A 19,122-nucleotide genomic window follows, 5' to 3' on the forward strand; every position below is an offset into this window, starting at 1 on the left:
TAGTTGAAGTCCTCCTCCACGTGCACGATGTCGTAGGGGGCGATGCGCCGGCCGATGGCCGTGGTGCTGGTGTCACGCGGCGTCGAGGCGCTCGAGACGGCCGCCGGGAGGCCCGCCACGTTGTAGGCGAGGGTGCTGAACGATCCGGAGGCCGGGTCCGCCGCGGCGGCGGGGGACGCGGTCGCGACGAGCCCGCCGCAGGTGAAGGCCGCTGCCGCGAGACAGGTGAGAAGACGGCGCATGAAGGGGAGCTCCTGTGAAGTGGGGGAGGGGCAGCGGGACCGTACCGCTGGTAACCCGCTCCTGTCGCCGGATCGGGCGAGGGAGATCAAAATTTGACCGCGTGGTCTGATCCAGGCGGTCGGCGGCGGATGGCCGACCGGTGTCGACCGGGTGAACCTCTCGAACCGCGCCCGGGGCGGCGGCGCAGCCTTCGAAGCGGCCGGGGCGGGGGCCGCGGCCGAAGCCGACTCGGTGCGCGCCACCGCGCTGGGCGCCGACGCCTTCCCCGAACTCCTCGCCGCGGACGCCGCGGACGGCGCAGACGCGACCGTGCCGGGTCCCCGCGCTCCTGCGCGACGCGCCACCATCGCGGCCGGGCGGGCCGGCGGGCCGCGTCCTGCGGACGGCGCGACGACACCCTCAACGCCAGTTCGGGGCATGCCTGTCGGCGCCGTCCGGTGCTTCTGCCAGCGCGAAAGCCAGAGGTGTCCTTTCGAGGCCCGCACGGGCGGCGCAGTCCGACGGGCCCGTCGGACGGGGGCGCCGCGACGACCGCTCCACCGGGCGAGGGACGGGGACAGACGACCGTGCCGGACAGCCGATCAGGGACGTCTTCCCCGGACGGGACGAAAGGGCGCGGCGTCAGGGGCGCGGGACCGGCGGCGGTCACCATCGCGTACATCGCCGAGTCCGCCGGCGTCTCCGTCCCCACGGTGTCGAAGGTGCTCAACGGCCGGTCCGATGTGTCGGACGAGACCCGGGCCCGCGTCGAGGAGCTCATTCACCGGTACGGCTACCGCAAGCCGCCGAAGAACCGCAGCAACCTCGTGGAGCTGGTCTTCCGCGAGCTGGAGAGCATGTGGGCCGTGGAGATCATCCGGGGCGTCGAACGAGTGGCCCGCAGGAACAAGGTCGGCGTGCTGGTGTCGGAGTTCGGTCTCCAGGACACCCCGAGCAGGACCCTCGACGACACCCTCGGGCGGCGTCCGCAGTGCGTCCTCTCGGTCTCCCAGCTGTCGGAGGAGGAGCGCGGCCAGCTGAAGGCGAAGGGCATCCCCTTCGTGGTCTTCGACCCGAACGAGGAGCTTCCCGACGGCGTTCCGTTCGTCGGCGCCACCAACTGGAGGGGCGGTCAGGCCGCGACCCGGCACCTGGTGGGACTGGGACACCGGCGCATCGCCATGATCAGCGGACCCGACCATCCCTTCTGTCTGGCGCGGTCGGCGGGCTACACCTCCGCCCTCACGGAGGCCGGCCTGCCGGTGGATCCCGACCTGGTGGTCAAGACGCTCCTCACCCGCGACGACGGCTGCTCGGCGGCGCGCGACCTGCTCTCCCGGCCCGACCGTCCCACCGCCGTCTTCACCGCCAACGACATGCAGGCGCTCGGTGTCTACCAGGCCGCCCGTGAGCTGGGGTTGAGAATCCCGGAGGACCTGAGCGTGGTGGGCTTCGACGACGTCCCCGCCGTCGCTTGGGTCGACCCGCCCCTGACCACGGTCCATCAGCCCCTGGCGGAGATGGCGGTGGCCGCCACCGAGCTGGCGCCGGCACTGGGCCGCGGCGAGGACGTGCCCCAGGTCGGGGTGGAGATCGCCACCACGCTCACCGTCCGCGAGAGCACGGCCCCGCCGAAGACCTGAGCCGAGCAACCGAAGGCCTGAGCATGTCGGGAGGGCGGAGCGGGCCGGGACGGAGCCCCGGGCGCCGGGGCGGCCGCCCGGGGCTATGGGACCCGTCAGCCGACGGCGCCGGTCACCGAGTTCCCGGACTTGGTCACCCGGTACGTCTCGGTGGCTCCGCTCCAGAAGTGGAAGGTGAGCGTCGCCTGCGCGCCGTCTCGCAGCGAGTTGACGAACTTCGAGGTCAGGAGCAGCGCGTTGCCGGGGTAGTCGGGGGAGAAGGCCTCGTTGAACTCCTGGTAGGGCGTCCAGGAGGTGGGGCCGGCGTTGCTGCCGTCGGCGTACGTGGCCTCCATGGTGGCCAGCAGGTCACCGCGGAACAGGGTGGGAACGGTGAGGCCGTCGGTGCCGCCGGTCGCGTTCGACAGGACCGGCCGGTCGTACGTGGTCACGTGGATCTTCCAGGGCAGGCCCCGGGAGAACCGGGCCTCGACGACCGCGTTGATCCCGTACGCACGGTTGCCCGCCAGCCGGGTGAGCGCCGTGTCCGTGATCGTGAGCCGGTCGCCGGAGACGGTGTAGTCCCGGCCCGCCACGAGCTTGCTGCTGCCCTGCCAAAGCCCCCGGAAGGCAGTGCCGTTCGGGTTCAGAGTGAGGCTCTCGGGCGTGATGGGAGCCGACTTCGCGAGGAAGATCCGGTCCGAGGACGCGGTCCCCGAGCGGGTGGTCCAGCTCGACTTGATCTGCTTGACGAGCTCGGGGTCGCGCCACTGCAGCGTGCTGCGGTTCAGGAAGTTGAAGGCGTCCCACAGGGCCGTGGTCACGCCGGCGGCGCGGGCCTCTTGGCCGAACTGCTCGAAGTACTTCAGCGCCTCGCCCGCTTCGACGCGGGCGGGGTGGTAGTGGTCGGGGTACGACAGCAGGCCGTACTCGCCCAGGTAGACGGGGATTCCCCGGGAGGTGAGCGTGGTGCGGATCCGGTCGAAGGTGTCGGTCATGTCCTTCTGCGCGGTGGCGTCGAACCGCGTGCCGCCGGCGACGTTCACACTGAACGGGTACCAGCCGTAGAAGTGCACGGTGGCCACGAGATAGGGGTCGTTCAGCGACTTCATCTCCCTGACCAGGATGTCCAGGAAGTCCTGGCCGGCGTTGGTGTGCAGGCTCGGCAGCATCAGCAGACGGGTCGCGTTGTTGCCGCCCGACCGGCGCACCACCGTGTGGAACGCGGTGTTGAGTTCGTCGTTGTACTGGTTGCCCTGGGCGTCGGTGGTGTTGTCGAACTGCGGCTCGTTGTTGCTCTCGAAGAGCAGTGCCTGCGAGGAGTCCCTGAAGGCCGCGGCGATCTGGGTCCAGGTGGCCTTGAAGCGGGCGAGGACGTTGTCGTGGTCGGTGGGCATGGAGGCGATCCACTGCCACGAGTCGTGGTGGACGTTGACGACGACGTACAGGCCGTCGGCCAGTGCCCAGTCGACCACCTGTTTGACGCGGCTCATCCAGGTCGCGTCGATCGTGTAGGGGGCGGTGGAGGACTGGTGGCCGCTCCAGGTGACGGGGAGCCGCACACTGCGGAAGCCCTGGGCCTTGATGGTGTCGAACAGTGCCTTGGTGGCGGGCGGGTTGCCCCAGGACGTCTCGTCGGGAATGGCGTCCAGGGTGTTGCCCAGGTTCCAGCTGGGCTGCATCGCGGCCACCGTGTCCACGGAGGCGGCGGTGGGCCGGGGGAGCCGTGCCGAGGAGGCGTCATCGTGGCGCGGCACGGCCAGGGCGGTGGTGCCGGTCAGCGAGACTGCGGCGACCAGCGCCAGGAGGAGGCCGAGCACCCGGCCGGGACCGCGGCTGCGGCGGCCGGTGCTGTGGTGCGTTCCCTTCATCTTCGGACCTCTTTCTCTGTTGGCCGAGCGGGGGTTCCCGCCCGTGGGGGGATGGAGCGACAGACGGTCGAGGGAGGGGACGTCTTCCGGCGGCCACGCGGTGTCGGTGCGCGGCGCCGGTTCAGGCGGGGAGCGGCTCGTAGTCGAACCAGTCGAAGTGGACGGTGCCGGCCGAGGCGTACAGGCCGATGACCCGCCCGGTGAAGCCGCCGGCGACCTCGGTCGACAGATAGCGGCCGTCCAGGGCGCCGAGCGCCGTGAACGTGCCGTCCGGTTCCTCGACGCCGAGCGTGAGGGTGTCCGGCCCGCTGCGCGAGTCCCGCTGCGGGGCGCCGGTGATCCGTACGGCGAGCGTCGCGGGCCCCGCGGGCACGGACCTCGACGCCACGACGGTGCGCAGCGGTCCGACGCGGCTGAGCACGCGCACCTCTCCTTCGCGGGCCTCGATCTCGTAGTGGTGTCGCTCGTCCAGCCGGACGGCGAGGCCGCCGCGTCCTTCCGCGGGGTCGATCCGGGTGCGCGCCCGGCAGGCCAGGTGCTGTTGGCGGCGGCCGGCGAACACGACGTCGGGGTCGTCCAGGGAGGCGCCCCGGGCGCGCAGGGTGAGCCAGCCGGACCGCTCCTGGGTCGTGCAGTGCTCCGCCGGACGGTCGCGCACCGAGACCCACTGCGGTCGCAGTTCGCTCAGGTCGAAGTCGTCCCGGACCGACTCGACGGGCCCGGGGACCAGCGGCCAGGCGGGTGCGGGCAGTTCGGGCGTCACCTTGGCGACGACGGGCCAGCCGTCCACCCAGGCGACGGGCGTCAGGAACGTCTCCCGGCCCAGCACGTGCCAGCCCGGGGTGCCGCCGCGCGGCCGGACGCCGAGCACGACCATCCACCAGGAGCCGTCGGGTCCCTGGACCAGGTCCGCGTGGCCGGTGTTCTGAACGGGGTGGTCGGTGCCGCGGTGCGTGAGGATCGGATTGGCCGGGCACGGCTCGAAGGGGCCGCCCGGGGTGCGTCCACGGGCGATCGAGACGCCGTGGCAGCGCTCGGTGCCGCCCTCGGCGATGAGCAGGTACCAGTAGTCGCCGATCCGGTAGAGGTGCGGGGCCTCCGGAGCCTTGGCGTCGGGCGCGCCGGACCAGAGCCTGTGCGGGGTCTCGGACGTCTCGCCGGTGTACGGGTCGATGCGGACCTGGGAGACCCCGGCGACGGTGCACCAGCAGACGCCGTCCTCGTCCCAGGCGAGGTCCGGGTCGATGCCGGGGACGCCGGGCAGCCGGACCGGGTCCGACCACGGTCCGGCGGGGTCGGTGGCGGTGAACAGCATGTTGCCGCCCTCGGCGGTCACGTTGGTGACGATCAGCCAGAATCGTCCGTCGTGGTGGCGCAGGGTGGGGGCGTAGATGCCGCCGGAGGACGGCGCGCCGGTCAGGCGCAGCTGACCCGGCCGGTCCAGTGCGTTGCCGATCTGCGTCCAGTGGATCAGGTCGCGGCTGTGGAACACGGGGATGCCGGGGAAGTACTCGAAGCTCGAGCAGACGACGTAGTAGTCGTCGCCCACGCGGCAGACGCTGGGGTCGGGGTGGAAGCCGGGGATCACCGGGTTGGGGAACGTGGCGGCGCGAACGGGGGAGTCCGGTTGCGACTCGTCTGACACTGCGACAAATCCTTTGTCTGGTACGGGCGTTGTGGCGTGCGTTCCGGTCTCGGGTGTGTCCGGCATCGGGTTGGGCGGCTCGGGCGAGTGGGTCCGGCGGCTCCCGCCGGAGCGGCGGCTCTGCCGACGAAACCTCTGCGGCTCAGCCCGTTGGTCATGGAGCGGCCCTTCCCCTGTGTCGAAGCGCTTCACCTGGCCGCGAACGTTAATGACAGGTTTCTCACGAAACAAGAGGGCGAAAGCCGAGAAAGTTTCCCGCTGTCCGGTCATTGACAGGCCTGCGCGACCGGTGGGAGCGTCGAAGCGCTTCAACACTCCGTCCAGTCGACACTCCGTCCAGTCGACACTCCGTCCAGCCAGCCTGCTTAGGGGTCAGCCTCGTGGGCCTTCCGTCCCCGTCCGCCGTCGGCCTGCCTGCGTTGCGCGATCCGGCGTCGGCCGTCGAACCCTTCGACGGCCGGCCGGTCGTCCCGTCGGCGCCGACCTACCTGCTCCGCGACGTCCACGTCCGCCTCCCGCGGCCGCCCCGGGCCCGGAGCACGGACACCGGCTCCGCCGAGCCGGACACCGTCACGGCCCGCGGCCGGATCCGCGACGCCGGCCGGATCGGGTCCCCGGCCGGCCGTCGGCACGCCGTGCCCGTGCCCGTCGCCGCCGACGCAGACGCAGACGCAGACGCCGACGCGCGAGACTGCCACGCCCGTTCGCTGCCCGACGGCTCGGCGCGGGCGCGCGGTCACGCCCGGCGTTCCGGTCCGGTCCGCGTCGACCACGGCACACGGGCCCGTGACCCCGAAGACGGCGACCACTGGTTCCGGGGGCTGACCGCCACGCCCGGCGCACGAACGGAGGCACCCGCCCGATGAAGTTCACCGACGGCCGCTGGCTGACGCGTCCGGGCTGCACCCCGCGCTTCGCCGCCGAGGTCGCGGACGCGCGCGCGGACGCTGACCGGATGACCTTGTACGCCCCGGTCAAGCACATCACCGGCCGAGGCGGCACGCTCAACGGCCCGCTGCTGACCGTGGAGTGCTGGTCCCCGGCCGAGGGCGTCATCGGCGTACGCGCCACCCACCACGCCGGCTCCGTGCGCCGGGGGCCGGAGTTCGCGCTGTCCGGGTCCCGCCGCACCGAGGAGGGAGTGGGCAAGGTCCGCCGCGACGGCCCGCTGCTGGAGCTCACCTCCGGTGACCTGACCCTGCGCGTCGACTGCTCCCGGCCGTGGCGGCTGGACTTCGTCGCGGACGGACGGGTGCTGACCTCGGCGGGCGAGCGGGGCACCGGGTTCGTCACCGACGCCGAGGGCCGCCACCACATGGTCGGACAACTCGCGCTCGGCGTCGGCGAGTCGGTGTACGGACTGGGCGAGCGTTTCACCCCCTTCGTCAAGAACGGCCAGTCCGTGGACATCTGGCAGGCCGACGGCGGCACGAGCAGCGACCAGGCCTACAAGAACGTTCCGTTCCACCTGACCGACCGCGGCTACGGCGTCTTCGTGAACCACCCCGGAAGGGTGAGCTACGAGGTCGGATCGGAGGCGGTCGGGCAGGTCCAGTTCAGCGTCGAGGACCAGTCGCTGGAGTACTTCGTCGTCCACGGCCCGAGCCCGAAGGAGGTCCTGGAGCGCTACACCGCGCTCACCGGCCGCCCGGCCCTGCCCCCGGCCTGGGCGCTGGGCCTGTGGCTCACGACCTCCTTCACCGAGCACGCGGGCCCATGGGGCCGGAGATCGGGAGACCGGGAGATCCAGCGACCCGCTCACCCGGGCGCCCGGAGGGCGCAAATCCCTTGTCGCAGCAAGTGAGTCGGCGATTTCGTGGGCGGGCTCGCGACTGATTATGATCTTGGTCATGTCTGTGCAGAGTTCCGAGAAGGCCCTTTCCCGCAAACAGCGACTCCAGGAGAAGCAGCGCCGTCAGCTGGCGGTGGTGGACACCGTGGACAAGGCCGAGGCCAAGGTCCGCAAGGCAGAGGTCGAGCTGGCCGTGGCCGTCGCCGAAGCGGTGCAGGTGTTCGGTGACGAGGAGTCCGCCTCCGAAGGGCTCGACATGAGGGTCGAAGCGATCCGGCGCTTTCTCGGCATGGCGCGGGACGAAGCCGCCGGCGCCGAGGACGCCGCCGAGGCAGCCGGCGCATCCTGAGCCAGGGCCGTCACGACCCACGGCGCCGCGCACGCCCCTCGACGTGACGGCGCCACTCCCTGGCGGGCGGGGCCGACACACCGACCGGACGCCGGGCGACCTCGTGGCGGTCGAACCACACCCGGCTGCCGTTGCCGGCCGGTCGGGCGACGGCGAGCACGGCGACCGCGTGCCGCACGCCCGGCACGGCGACGAAGGCCGGCGGCGACAGCACACCGCCGCCGAACCCGGCGATCGTGGACATGCTCGCAGCGCCGAAGGCGGGCTACCGGTCGACGGACCGCATCCCCGCCTCGTCGTACCGCTCGCCCGAGACCTCGGGCATCTCCGCGTCGATGCGGGCGAGGTCGTCCTCGGTCAGCGTGATCTCTGCGGCGTCGGCGTTCTGCTCCAGATAGGTGCGGCGCTTGGTGCCCGGGATCGGAGCCAGGTACTCGCCCTGGGCCAGCACCCAGGCGATGGCCAGCTGTGCCGGAAGCACGTCCTTCTCGGCGGCGATCTCCTTCACCTTCGCGGCCAGCCGCAGGTTCGCCTCCAGGTTGCCGTCCTGGAACCGCGGGTTCTGCCGACGCCAGTCGTTCGCGTCCAGCTCTTCCGGCGAGCTGAAGCGCCCGGCGAGGAAGCCGCGGCCGAGCGGCGAGTACGGCACGAAGCCGATCCCCAGCTCACGGCAGGCGGGCAGCACTTCGGCCTCGACGTCCCGTGACCACAGCGAGTACTCGCTCTGCACCGCGGTGACCGGGTGCACGGCATGGGCGCGCCGGATGGTCTGCGCGCTCGCCTCGCTCAGGCCGATGCCGCGCACCTTGCCCTCGGCGACGAGTTCGCCCAGCGCGCCGACCGTCTCCTCGATGGGAACGTCCGGGTCGACCCGGTGCTGGTAGTACAGGTCGATGTAGTCGGTCCCCAGACGCTTGAGGGAGCCGTGGACGGAGCTGCGGACGTGCTCCGCTGAGCCGTCCTGCGGGCCGACCGTGGTGATGTCGCCGGGTACGGCCTCGTCCATCCGGTAGTTGAACTTCGTCGCGATCACGTACTCCTCGCGATGCCCCCGGATCGCCTCGCCGACGAGCGACTCGTTGGTCAGGGGCCCGTACATCTGCGCGGTGTCGAGGAAGTTCACCCCGATGTCGAGGGCGCGCCGGATGGTCGCGATGCCCTCCTCCTGATCGGCGGATCCGTAGAAGGCGGACATGCCCATGCACCCCAGGCCGATGGCCGATACCTGGAGGTCCCGCAGACTGCGCTTCTGCATGCCGTGTTCCAGCCTTTCGCTGCTGCTCGTACGTTGTTCGGACGCCGCGAAGCCCCTTGGACCGGCCGTGCAGAGACGCGTTCCGCTGCCCCGCATCCTGTGTGGTGCGCCGGCCGCTACAGGCCTCGTGCGCCGCGATGTCCGCAACGCTACGACCTGGAGCGCACTCCAGCGCAAGTCGGGCTCGGGCTCGCGCACCCGGCGAGCAGGACGTCTCCTCGCGCGGGTCATGGCCCCGATGTCCCCTCCTACAGCGGGGTGGCGCCCGAAGACGACACCAGGTGCGTGGTAAGATCATGTGATCAGCCTTTCGGGCTCGGACATCCATCCGGCCGAGAGGCTTTTTTCCTTCACGGACCCGCGTCCCGCCGCGCTCGTGCGCCCCGGTGTCCCTGCGCCCTACGCGTGGCCAGTCGTCCAGTCGTCCCGTTGTTCCGTCGTCCCGTTGTTCCGTCGTCCTGCGGAGGAGTTTCATGACAGGCCTGTCCGTACGCCTTGCGACCGATGCCGACCGTGCTGTGGTGGAACGTCTCTGGCTGCTGTTCCGCCACGACCTGTCCGAGTTCACCGGCGCGCTGCCCAACCCGGACGGGACGTACCGAGGCGAAAGGCTCGCGGCGGCGTTCGACGACGTCGACCGGGTGCCGTATCTGCTGATCAGCGGCGATCATCCCGTAGGCATCGCTGTCGTGCGGGGTCTTTCCGGGAACGTGCGCGTACTCAACGCCTTCTTCGTGGTGCGCGCGGCGCGGAGATCCGGGATCGGGCTGCAAGCCGTTCGAGAGGTGGTCGCACAGCACCCGGGCCCGTGGGAGATCGCCTTCCAGGACGCCAACGTGGGCGCCGTGCACTTCTGGCGTCGCGTCGCGGCCGAGATCGCGGGTGACGCGTGGACGGAGGAACACCGACCGGTTCCGGGCCGCCCCGATCTGCCGCCCGACGCGTGGATCTCCTTCGAGACGCACCCGTGAGGGCGCGCATGCCGCGTCAGCCGCTTCGGCGCAGGCCCGCCACGAGGAGCGCGACCAGTCGGCGTGCGTCGTAGCGCGGGTCGCTGTCGGCGCCGATGCAGAGGTTTCCGATACCCCGCATGAACGGGTAGGGGTCGAGACCGGAACGGATCTCACCGGAGGCGACAGCGGCGTCGAGCAGCTGGGCGCAGACCGGCAGGAGGCGGTCGAGGAAGTAGGCGTGCAGCGTCTCGAAACCGGTGTTGTCGGTCTGCAGCGCGGCCGCGAGGCCGTGCTTGGTGACGAGGAATCCGACGAACAGGTCGACCCACCGTTCGAGGGCGACGAAAGGGGAGGGGCTGCTCGCCAGCAGGGTCGGCCCGGCCTCGGCGCAGGCGTCGACCTGGTGGCGGTAGACGGCGATGACGAGGTCCGCCCTGGTGGGGAAGTGGCGGTATATCGTCCCCACCCCGACGCCGGCCTCGGCCGCGATGTCGCGCACCGGCGCTTCCACACCCGAGGTGACGAAGATCGCCGCGGCCGCGTCCAGCAGGGTCTGCTGGTTACGCCGGGCGTCCTTTCGTCGGGACCCGGGCGCGCTTGCCGAGCTCCGGCCTGTGTCGTCCACCGTGCCCCTTCTCGTCGGCGAGATCTCCCTACGGAACCGGTCCAGTGGACGGGACGCGGTCCACCGCCCTCGAGGAACGAGGTTCCGCTTCCCTCATGATGGCAGAGCCACGAGCGGCGACCAAGGCGAGGCGTTCCCCCGGCGGACGGCACGGCGCGCCGCTCGACCTCAGCCGTCACGGCCGGTCAGGACGCCGCCCGTCAACTCGCCCCGACGACAGTCCCGTTCGGACGAGCCGGTCACGGGGCGGGGGCGCGTGTCGCCGACGGTCGGATCGCATAGCCTCGTGCACAGCTGTGGCGGACGGAGCGCGTCCGCGGTGAGGAGGCGGTGGTGCTCGGAACGGGCGCGCGATGGCTCGCGGGCGCCATGACCCTGCTCTGTCTGGTGCTCGTCGGCCCCAGCACGTCGGCCGACGCACCTGTCGTGCGGCCCCTGCCCCCCGGCGCCGTCCGGGACGTCGTGGCGAACCGGGTCATGACGTGGAACATCTGCAACCCCTGCGGCGACAGCGACGTCGACCGGGCGGCCGAGATCGCCGCGTTCGCGCCCCAGGTCATCGGCCTGCAGGAAGCGTGCGTGCGTGACGTCGACCGGATCCGGGACCACCTGGAACGCCGTTACGGGCTGGTCTACCACGTCGAGTACGGCATGGTCCTGCGCAGCTGGGGGCGGTGCGGGGGACTGCCGTGGAACCCGGGCGGCTACGGGGAGGCGATCCTGTCGGCGGCGCCGATGACGGACCGCGTCCACGTGGAGTATCCCGACGGCGGCTCCGAGGACCGTGGATACCTGTCGGTGACCACGAAGGTGGGCGGCAGGTCCGTGCGGGTCTTCAACACCCACTTCGCCGAGCGCCGTCAGGAGGCGGTCCGCGCGGAGCAGGCCCGTGTGCTCGCCGCAGAGGTGGCCCCGTACGAGCACGCCGTCGTTCTGGGCGACTTCAACGCGGGGCCGGAGGCCGTGGAGCTCGCCCCGCTGTGGGCGCTGGCCGCGGACGCGGATCCCCGGTGCCGTCCCTCCGGCGCGGTGGCCTGTGAGCCGACCACCGACTGGCACAGCAAGTTCGACTACGTCTTCCTGCGAGGCCTCGCCGCGCTCAGACACGGCGTGGAGCTCACCCCGTACTCGGACCACCATCTGCTCCACGCGGACCTGCACCTCACCTGAGGCGGTTCCGCCCGGCGAACGGCTGCGCGACCCCGCCCGGTGTCCGACGCCAGCACGGGTGATGCCCGATGCACGCACGGGCGATCGGACATCGGACCCGCCCTGCACAGCCCGTTCAGGGGTTGCCCTCTTCCGGCCTCTTCCGCTGGTCACGGCCGGTTTCCCGGTCGGCCCCGGGGACGGGAAACAGGAAACCCGTCGACCTCTCCCGATCCGGCGGACAGTCTGATGCCGAAAGACCGAGCACGACCTGCGACCAGGCAGGCCGACCGCAAGGGGGAAACATGCGCAAGTTGTTCAGTGGAGCCGTCGCACTGGCCACCGCAGCCACGGCGATGGTGGCGCTGGCCGGTACGGCCGAAGCCAAGCCGGCCGCCGACTGGGCCGGGTGCCCGTCCGGCGCCGTCTGCGTCTACCCGCAGAACCAGAACCCCGCCCAGAGCCCGAGCGCCGTCTACTGGAGCTACGGGGCCCACGACCTCAGCAACCAGGTGGGCCGGCACTGGGTCCTCAACAACCAGACCGGTGGCGCCACGGCGGAACTGTGCCTGAACTACGGCGGCACGAACTGCAACTACACCATCGGCGCGCAGAACGGGGTGTACGCCGACCTCACGCCGGTCAACTCGATCAAGTTGAACCGGCCGTAGCACCTTTCTCACGGGGGAACGCCCGGAATCGCGTACGCGGTTCCGGGCGTCCGTGTTCTCGCCGCACCCTCGCGCCACGCCGGTGCGGATATTGATGGGCTGTCATATCCCCGCAGTACTCTGGATCGTGCCGCTTCACGGCTCATGCGCGCGATACCCGGGGGACGTGGTGGGGGAGCAGCAGCACACCGGCGACCGATACGAACCGCCATCACCCGCTTCCGCGGTTCAGGACTTCCCCACCCAGCTCAGACGCCTCCGCCGGCAGCGCGGACTCTCGCTGGCCGACATGGCCCGGCGGACGCACTACAGCAAGGGCTACCTCAGCAAGATCGAGACCGGTGCTAAGCGGGTCACCGACGACGTCGCCCGGCGCTGCGACGAGATCCTGCAGGCCGACGGCGGGCTGCTGCGGCTGCTGACGAAGAACGCCGAAGACCCCGGGCAAGCCGACGGCGCCGGGAAGACAGGCAGAGCCGACGAAGCGGAGAGGGAGGCGACGGCGCGGGACACGGATCACCCCCGGGCCGGGCGCACGGAACTCGACCCCGTCCGTCCCTACCGGGGGCTGTCGGCGTTCACCGCGCAGGACGCGGAATGGTTCTTCGGCCGCGCGCAGGCGACCGCCGCCCTGGTCGAGAGGGTCTTCGAACGGATCGGCGGGGGGCCGCTGCTGGTCGTGGCCCCGTCGGGCGCCGGCAAGTCCTCCCTGTTCAACGCCGGCCTCGTACCGGCCTTCCGCAGTCCCGGCGGCTTCCCCATGCCGGGCGCCGAGCGGTGGCCGGTGGTGGCCTTCACCCCCACCGCTCGTCCGACGGAGGAGCTGCTGGCCGCTGCGGCGAAGGCGCTCGACGGTGAACTCGACCTCACTGTAGAGCAGTTGAGGGACCGGCCCGAGTCGCTGCTGGAAGCCGTGCGGCGCACGGCGGACGACAGCCCGTGCGCCGACGGGGACAGACGCCCGCCGCCGGTGCGTCCGGTGCTCCTGGTCGACCAGTTCGAGGAACTGTTCACCCTCTGCTCCGACGAGGACGAGCGACGCGCGTTCGTCCGGCTGCTGTGCGCACTGTCGACGTCCCCCCGCCCGTCGGACCCGGCGGACGGAGCCGGCCCCGACCCTGCCGTGGTGGTCCTGGGCGTACGAGCCGACCTGTCCGGCCGGTGCATCGAACTCCCCGAACTGGCGACGGTGTTCACCGACGGCTTGTTCGTTCTCCCCGCGATGTCCGTCGCCGGGTTGCGGGAGGCGATCACCCGCCCCGCCGAACTCGCCGGACTCACCCTCGAACCGGGTCTCGTCCCCCTGCTGCTGCGCGACGCCGGGCTGCGCGAGGCACCGGGGGGACTGCCCGGCGAAGCGTCGGACGCCGGGCGCGCCCTGCCGGACGTCACCCCCTCCGGGGCGCTGCCGCTCATCTCCCACGCGCTGCTGACCACCTGGCAGCGGCGCGAGGGCGACACCCTGACGGTCGCCGGGTACGAGCGCACCGGCGGGATCCGCGGGGCGGTCGCACGCACCGCCGAGGACGTGTTCGCGGGCCTGTACCCGAGCGAACAGCAGACGATCCGGCGAATGCTGGTGCGCCTCGTCCACGTCGCCGACGGCGCCGGAGCGGCCCGCTGCCGGATGAGCCGGGCCGCCCTGATCGACCGGCCCGCCGACTCGGACGACGCGACGGCCGCCCTGGACGCCTTCGTCCGGGCCCGCCTGATCACCGCCGACCGCGACACCGTCGAGATCGCCCACGAGGCCCTGCTGCACGCCTGGCCCCGGCTGCGCGGCTGGATCGACGCCGACCGGGACGGACTGCTGATCCACCAGCAACTCGCGCACGCCGCCGACGCATGGGAGCGCGAGGGCCGCGATCCGTCCGCCCTCTACCGAGGGGCCCGGCTGGACGCCGTCGGGGAGTGGGCCGAAAAACTGGACGGCCGCAGCCGGCTCAGCGCGCAGGAGGAGGCGTTCCTGCGCGCGAGCCGGGCCGAGAAGGCCGACCGTCAGCGGCAGGCCCGGCGGCGGATCCGGCGTCGGCAGGGCACGCTGGCCACGCTGGTCGTGCTGCTGACCCTCGCCGTCGCCGCCGGAGTCCTCGCGTACCGGCAGCGCTCGGACGCGCTGCACCAGGAGCGGGTCGCCCGGTCCCGGGCCCTCGCCGCGCAGTCCGCCTCCCTGGCCGCCGGCCAGCCCGAGGCGTCGATGCGGCTCGCCGAGGAGGCCTACCGCTCGCAGGAGACGCCCGAAGCGCGCGGCGCCCTCCTGAGCACGCAGGCGCAGCCCTTCTCGGCCCGGCTCGGCGGGCACCGGGGGCCGGTCAACTCGGTGGCGTTCGCGCCCGGCGGGCGCACGCTGGCGACCGCCAGTTCGGACGGCACGGTGATGCTGCGACGGCTCGCGGACCGCCGTACGACCGCCACGTTCACCATGGCAGGGCAGGTGCGGTCGGTCGCCTTCAGCCCCGACGGCCGCACGCTCGCGGCAGGCGCCACGAACGTGCCGGTGCGCCTGTGGAGCGCGGCCGGGCACCGGACGACGGCGGTGTTCCCGGAGAGCACCTCGGGTGCCCGGGCCGTGGTCTTCGACCCCCGGGGCCGCACGCTGGCCGTCGCGGCCGGCGACGGCACGGTCCAGCTGTGGGACACCCTCCGGATGCGCCGTGTCGTCACGTTCACCGGCCACGTGGGGCAGGTCGACGCGCTGGCGTACGCCCCGGACGGCCGCACGCTCGCCTCGGCCGGCGCCGACCGGACCGTCCGGCTGTGGGACACCGCGCGCAACCGCCCCGGGCGCGTGCTGGAAGGGCACACCGACGAGGTGTACGGCGTGGCGTTCGCGCCGGACGGACGGACCCTGGCCAGCGGCGGAGCCGACCGGACGGTACGGCTCTGGGACCTGGCACGCCACCGGACGACCTCGGTCCTGACCGGGCACAGCGACGACGTCAACGCGGTCGCCTACACCCCCGACGGCGCGACGGTCGTCAGCGCGGGCGGGGACGGCACGACCCGCCTGTGGGACGTGCACAGCGGGATGCCCACGCTGACGCTCACCGGCCACACCGACTACACGATGGGCGTGGCCGTGAACGCCGACGGGGCCATGCTCGCCACCGCCGGATTCGACCAGTCGGTGGTGCTGTGGGACCTCGGCGGGCCGATGCTGACGGCCCGCCCGTACACCGAGATCTGGCAGTCCGCCTACAGCCACGACGGAAGACTGCTCGCGACCGCCGACACCGACCACACGGTGCGCCTGTGGGACGTGGCGCGGCACCGGCCCGTGGCGACCCTGCGGGGGCATCGCTCGGCCGTGTTCTCGGTGGCCTTCGCCCCCGACGGGCGGACGCTGGCCTCGGCCGGTTCGGACGGCACGGTGCGGCTGTGGGACGTCGCCGACCACCGCCTCCTCGACACGCTCGCCCGGCATCACGGGGACGTCTTCGCGGTCGCGTTCTCACCGGACGGCGCGCTGCTGGCGTCGGCGGGCGCCGACCGCACGGTGCGGCTGTGGGACGTGGCCACCCGCCGCCCCCTGGCCACGCTCACCGGCCACACCGACTTCGTCAACGACGTCGCCTTCAGCCCCGACGGGCTCACCCTCGCGAGCGCGGGCGACGATCTGACCGTACGGCTGTGGGACGTCGCGTCCCGCGCGCCGCTGGCCACGTTCACCGGACACACGGGCGCGGTACGGGGAGTGGCGTTCGGTCCGGACGGCCGGACGCTGGCGAGCGGCGGCAACGACGGGACCGTCCGGCTGTGGGACGTCGCCCGACGACGTCCGACGGCGGTGCTGCGGGGGCACACCGGATCGGTGCGCGGCATCGCGTTCTCCCCGGACGGCCGCCTGCTGGCCGGCAGCGGCAGCGACCGTACGGTGCGGGTGTGGGACGTGGCCGCGCGGCGGCCGTGGGCCACCCTGACCGGGCATACGAACGCCGTGTGGGGCATCGTGTTCGCCCCGGACGGGCGGACGATCGCCAGCAGCAGCAACGACGGCACCGTACGGCTGTGGAACCTGGACGTTCCGGCCCGGTTCACCGCGATCTGCCGACTGCGGCTGTCCACGGCGAGCGCCTCGACGTGCCCGCCCCCCTGAGCGCGACCACGGCGCCCTCACCGTGCCGGGAGCGGGCCGGCCGTGACCTGACGCCATCGCCGCGCCGCGCACGCGGGGGCGGTGAACAGGGCGTTCCCCCGGGGGTGCTGTCAGGCGGTCGTCAGGATCTCGACGTATCCGTCGGTCCCGTGCACGCGGATCCGCTGCCCGTCCTGGATCAGCCGGGTGGCCCGCTCCACGCCCACGACGGCCGGCAGGCCGTACTCCCGGGCGATCACGGCGCCGTGGGTCATCAGCCCGCCCACCTCCGTCACCAGGCCCGCGATGCCCACGAAGAGCGGCGACCAACTGGGGTCCGTGTGGGCCGTGACCAGGATGTCGCCCGCCTCCAGATCGGCCCGCGCCATGTCGAGGACGACGCGGGCCCTTCCTTCCACGGTCCCGGCGGACACCGGCAGGCCGCTCAGAGCGCCGGCCGGCACGTCGTCGCGCCGGTACGCCCCGCTGACGGCCTCGCCCTCGGACGTGAGCACCCGGGGCGGGGTGAGCGCGTGGTAGGACCGGAACGCTTCCTTGCGACGCCGGACCAGTTCGTCGTCCACCCGGTGCGAGCGCGCGACGTCGTGGAACTCCTGGAACGTGAGGTGGAAGACGTCCTCCCTGTCGCGGAGCACGCCGGCCCGCACCAGGCGTTCGGCCTCGCCCAGCAGGGCCTGCTTGTAGACGAAGTAGCGGCTGATGACGCCGTACTTGGGGTACTCGCGGTATCCGATGAAGGTGCGGAGCCGGTCGATCATCCGCTTGGCCTCGGCGGCCTTCGACTCCCCGTCCGGCAGGGTCCGCAGGCGTGACAGCACATCCTCTTCCTTCTCCCGTGCCTTCCGCAGCCCACGCTCGAACCGCTGCCCGGCCGCTCCCGGTCCGAAGTTGCGGACATGATCGAGGATGACCGGCAGGAGAGTGGCAGGACGCTCGCGCCACCGCGGCCTCGTGATGTCGATCTCGCCGACGCAGCGCATGCCGTACCGGTCGAGGTAGGCCTCGATGGCGTCGCGCGCCTCGGTCCCGCCCGGCAGCTTCGCCAACGCGTCGAGGAAGTCGTCGTCCTCGACGCCTTGCAGGAAGGCCACCACCTCCGGATGGGGGCGGATCACGTCCGCGACGTCGAGCGCCGCCAGTCCCATCTCCGAGGTGATGTTGCCGGGCGCGGACAGCGTGAGCGTGTCGGCCGCGTTCTTCTCGCCGAGCCACTCCCGCAGCGTGTCGTTGAGCCACCAGGTGGCCTCCATGCCCGCCATGATCGCCTGCATGCTCTGCCGGTCGCCGAGCATCCGCCGGTGCTCCCCGAAGGCCTCGAGCAGGAAGTCGAACAGCGCCGGTCCGGTCTTCGTGCGGATGTCGCGCTTCAGGGCGGCGAGGGAGGCCTGGTTGCGTTCGACGAGTTCGGTGACGACGGCCGGGTCGGTCGCGATCGGCGCGGGTGCGCCGCCGGGCGGCGGCCCGACAGGATCCGCGTCGGGGAGCGACGGGAGGAATCCGTCACGGCTGAGGACCGTCTCCAGCGCGTCCCTGATCGCCGGATCGCCCTTCCCGACGAGGTCAAGGAGTGCGGCACGGCTCGCGGGCGAGGCCAGGCGCCGGGTGGCGTCGACGAACAGCCTCCCCCCGGCCTCCTGCATCGGCGCCATGGCCGTCAGCTGCCACACGGAGATCCCCAGGGTTCTCATGGGGTCGGTCATCATCTGCTGGTGCCCGACGGAGATGTAGACGTGGTTGTCCTGGTCGTCCGTCCCGGGGATGGGGAACAGCGTCGTGACCGGCCGGCTCTGGACGATCCGGAAGCCGTCGTCCGCCAGGCACCACTCGATGTCCTGCGGTCGGCCGAAGTGCGCCTCGATCCGTCGCCCGAGCCGCACCAGCCCCAGGACCTGCGCATCCGTCAGCGCAGGCGCCGCCTGCCGCGCCGGGTCGACCGCCACGTCCCGCGTACCGCCGCCCGGCCGGGCATGAACGGCACGCAGCTTGACGGCGATCGCCCTGTCGACGATCTCGCCGTCTCGCACCTTGAAGACATCGGGGTTCATCAGCCCGGAGACCAGGGCCTCACCGAGGCCGAAGCCGGCGTCCACGGTGGCGACCTTCCGGTTGCCCGTGACGGGGTCGGACGTGAACAGGATGCCGGACGCCTGCGGGAAGACCATCCGCTGTACGACCACCGCCATACGGACCGTACGGTGGTCGATGCCGTTGCGCTGACGGTAGATCACCGCCCGCTCGGTGAACAGCGAGGCCCAGCACCGGCTGACGTGCCGGAGGACCGCCGTCGGCCCCACGACGTTCAGGTACGTGTCCTGCTGGCCGGCGAAGGAGGCCGTCGGCAGGTCCTCCGCCGTCGCGCTGGATCGCACGGCGCAGGCGGCGTGCTCACCGAGACCGGCGAGCGCGCCGGTGACGGCCGCCGCGAGGTCGCCGGGGACGGTGATCTCCTCGATGGTCCGACGGATCCGTGCGCTGAGCGTGCGGACCGTCTCCCGGTCGTCCGCGGTCAGGCGCGACAGCCGGTCGAGGTCGTCGTGCACCGACGGCGCTTCGGCCATGAGCCGCCGGAAGGCGTCCGTCGTCACGCAGAAGCCGTCCGGCACGCGGACGCCTTCGATCCGCGACAGCGCGCCCAGATGCGCGCCCTTGCCGCCGACGACCGCGATCCGATCGACGTCGACGTCCTGAAGTCCCAGCACGTACGGCCCGGTCATCGCGGCACCTCCGAGGCAGCCGTGCCGCGCGGCCGCACCGCACCGGCCGACCGCAGTGCCGGCGCGTTCCCGGGCGCTCGCCATCGCCCGGCCGGCCCCACCGCCGACCCGAGGTCACCGCGTCCCCCGTACCTCGACAACGACACAAGCACGTCGCG

Annotated in this window: 13 protein-coding genes and 2 pseudogenes; 8 read left to right on the forward strand and 7 right to left on the reverse strand. The window is 72.2% G+C overall.

Going from position 1 to position 19,122, the window contains the following annotated elements:
- A pseudogene (locus IE239_RS39055) lies at positions 1–242 on the reverse strand (jacalin-like lectin); the annotation flags it as partial.
- Between the two features lie 567 nt (positions 243–809).
- Here IE239_RS39055 and IE239_RS39060 point away from each other — a divergent pair.
- Positions 810–1,865, forward strand: coding sequence for a LacI family DNA-binding transcriptional regulator (locus tag IE239_RS39060; protein ID WP_373308225.1), 1,056 nt, complete (start codon positions 810–812; stop codon positions 1,863–1,865).
- A 95-nt stretch (positions 1,866–1,960) separates the two neighbouring features.
- On the opposite strand, the gene IE239_RS39065 is transcribed toward IE239_RS39060, so the two are convergent.
- Together IE239_RS39065 and IE239_RS39070 are read right to left on the reverse strand one after the other, a co-directional pair.
- The gene (locus IE239_RS39065) at positions 1,961–3,715 is read right to left on the reverse strand and encodes a cellulase family glycosylhydrolase (RefSeq protein ID WP_190154194.1); all 1,755 of its coding nucleotides are present in this window, start codon (positions 3,713–3,715) and stop codon (positions 1,961–1,963) included.
- A gap of 121 nt (positions 3,716–3,836) precedes the next feature.
- The gene (locus IE239_RS39070) at positions 3,837–5,360 is read right to left on the reverse strand and encodes a glycoside hydrolase family 43 protein (protein ID WP_229878712.1); all 1,524 of its coding nucleotides are present in this window, start codon (positions 5,358–5,360) and stop codon (positions 3,837–3,839) included.
- 380 nt (positions 5,361–5,740) lie between these two features.
- Between IE239_RS39070 and IE239_RS39075 the strand changes: the two genes are divergently transcribed.
- The 3 genes and pseudogenes from IE239_RS39075 (at position 5,741) to IE239_RS39085 (ending at position 7,501) form a co-directional block, all read left to right on the forward strand.
- A complete protein-coding gene (locus tag IE239_RS39075; protein ID WP_190154196.1) occupies positions 5,741–6,226 on the forward strand; it encodes a hypothetical protein in 486 nt (161 codons plus the stop codon).
- Positions 6,223–7,062: pseudogene (locus IE239_RS39080) on the forward strand (alpha-xylosidase); the annotation flags it as partial. The gene IE239_RS39075 and the pseudogene IE239_RS39080, both read left to right, overlap by 4 nt.
- Before the next feature lie 148 nt (positions 7,063–7,210).
- On the forward strand, positions 7,211–7,501 hold the full coding sequence (locus IE239_RS39085; RefSeq protein ID WP_229878714.1) for a hypothetical protein: 291 nt from the start codon (positions 7,211–7,213) through the stop codon (positions 7,499–7,501).
- A 10-nt stretch (positions 7,502–7,511) separates the two neighbouring features.
- Here IE239_RS39085 and IE239_RS39090 read toward each other — a convergent pair whose 3' ends face one another.
- Positions 7,512–7,745 carry a hypothetical protein gene (locus IE239_RS39090; RefSeq protein ID WP_190154198.1) on the reverse strand — a complete coding sequence of 78 codons (234 nt, stop codon included), beginning with the start codon at positions 7,743–7,745 and terminating at the stop codon, positions 7,512–7,514.
- Between the two features lie 21 nt (positions 7,746–7,766).
- Positions 7,767–8,756 (reverse strand): aldo/keto reductase, encoded by a 990-nt coding sequence (locus IE239_RS39095; protein WP_190154199.1) that lies wholly within the window; start codon positions 8,754–8,756, stop codon positions 7,767–7,769.
- 473 nt (positions 8,757–9,229) lie between these two features.
- Between IE239_RS39095 and IE239_RS39100 the strand changes: the two genes are divergently transcribed.
- Entirely contained in the window at positions 9,230–9,727 is a 498-nt protein-coding gene (locus IE239_RS39100; protein ID WP_190154200.1) for a GNAT family N-acetyltransferase, read from the forward strand.
- Between the two features lie 16 nt (positions 9,728–9,743).
- Here the strand turns inward: IE239_RS39100 and IE239_RS39105 are convergent, their stop codons facing one another.
- Positions 9,744–10,334, reverse strand: coding sequence for a TetR/AcrR family transcriptional regulator (locus IE239_RS39105; protein ID WP_190154201.1), 591 nt, complete (start codon positions 10,332–10,334; stop codon positions 9,744–9,746).
- Between the two features lie 369 nt (positions 10,335–10,703).
- On the opposite strand from IE239_RS39105, the gene IE239_RS39110 reads away from it, so the two are divergent.
- From IE239_RS39110 to IE239_RS39120, 3 genes are all read left to right on the forward strand, one after another.
- Complete coding sequence (locus tag IE239_RS39110) at positions 10,704–11,504, forward strand: endonuclease/exonuclease/phosphatase family protein (protein ID WP_190154219.1); 801 nt, start codon at positions 10,704–10,706, stop codon at positions 11,502–11,504.
- Positions 11,505–11,788: 284 nt separating this feature from the next.
- Positions 11,789–12,154 carry a hypothetical protein gene (locus IE239_RS39115; RefSeq protein WP_190154202.1) on the forward strand — a complete coding sequence of 122 codons (366 nt, stop codon included), beginning with the start codon at positions 11,789–11,791 and terminating at the stop codon, positions 12,152–12,154.
- Positions 12,155–12,323: 169 nt separating this feature from the next.
- On the forward strand, positions 12,324–16,250 hold the full coding sequence (locus IE239_RS39120; protein WP_373308227.1) for an nSTAND1 domain-containing NTPase: 3,927 nt from the start codon (positions 12,324–12,326) through the stop codon (positions 16,248–16,250).
- 110 nt (positions 16,251–16,360) lie between these two features.
- Here the strand turns inward: IE239_RS39120 and rph are convergent, their stop codons facing one another.
- Positions 16,361–18,964, reverse strand: coding sequence for a rifamycin-inactivating phosphotransferase (rph, locus tag IE239_RS39125; RefSeq protein WP_190154204.1), 2,604 nt, complete (start codon positions 18,962–18,964; stop codon positions 16,361–16,363).
- Positions 18,965–19,122 lie beyond the last annotated feature (158 nt).

Origin of the sequence: Streptomyces humidus (assembly GCF_014649655.1) — a bacterium.
GTDB lineage: Bacteria > Actinomycetota > Actinomycetes > Streptomycetales > Streptomycetaceae > Streptomyces > Streptomyces humidus.

Excerpts from the sequence above, each read along its gene's own strand:
- IE239_RS39065 (WP_190154194.1), bottom strand. The coding sequence starts at position 3,715 with ATGAAGGGAACGCACCACAGCACCGGCCGCCGCAGCCGCGGTCCCGGC.
- IE239_RS39085 (WP_229878714.1), top strand. The coding sequence starts at position 7,211 with ATGTCTGTGCAGAGTTCCGAGAAGGCCCTTTCCCGCAAACAGCGACTC.
- IE239_RS39090 (WP_190154198.1), bottom strand. The coding sequence starts at position 7,745 with ATGTCCACGATCGCCGGGTTCGGCGGCGGTGTGCTGTCGCCGCCGGCC.
- IE239_RS39095 (WP_190154199.1), bottom strand. The coding sequence starts at position 8,756 with ATGCAGAAGCGCAGTCTGCGGGACCTCCAGGTATCGGCCATCGGCCTG.
- IE239_RS39100 (WP_190154200.1), top strand. The coding sequence starts at position 9,230 with ATGACAGGCCTGTCCGTACGCCTTGCGACCGATGCCGACCGTGCTGTG.
- IE239_RS39110 (WP_190154219.1), top strand. The coding sequence starts at position 10,704 with ATGACCCTGCTCTGTCTGGTGCTCGTCGGCCCCAGCACGTCGGCCGAC.
- IE239_RS39115 (WP_190154202.1), top strand. The coding sequence starts at position 11,789 with ATGCGCAAGTTGTTCAGTGGAGCCGTCGCACTGGCCACCGCAGCCACG.
- rph (WP_190154204.1), bottom strand. The coding sequence starts at position 18,964 with ATGACCGGGCCGTACGTGCTGGGACTTCAGGACGTCGACGTCGATCGG.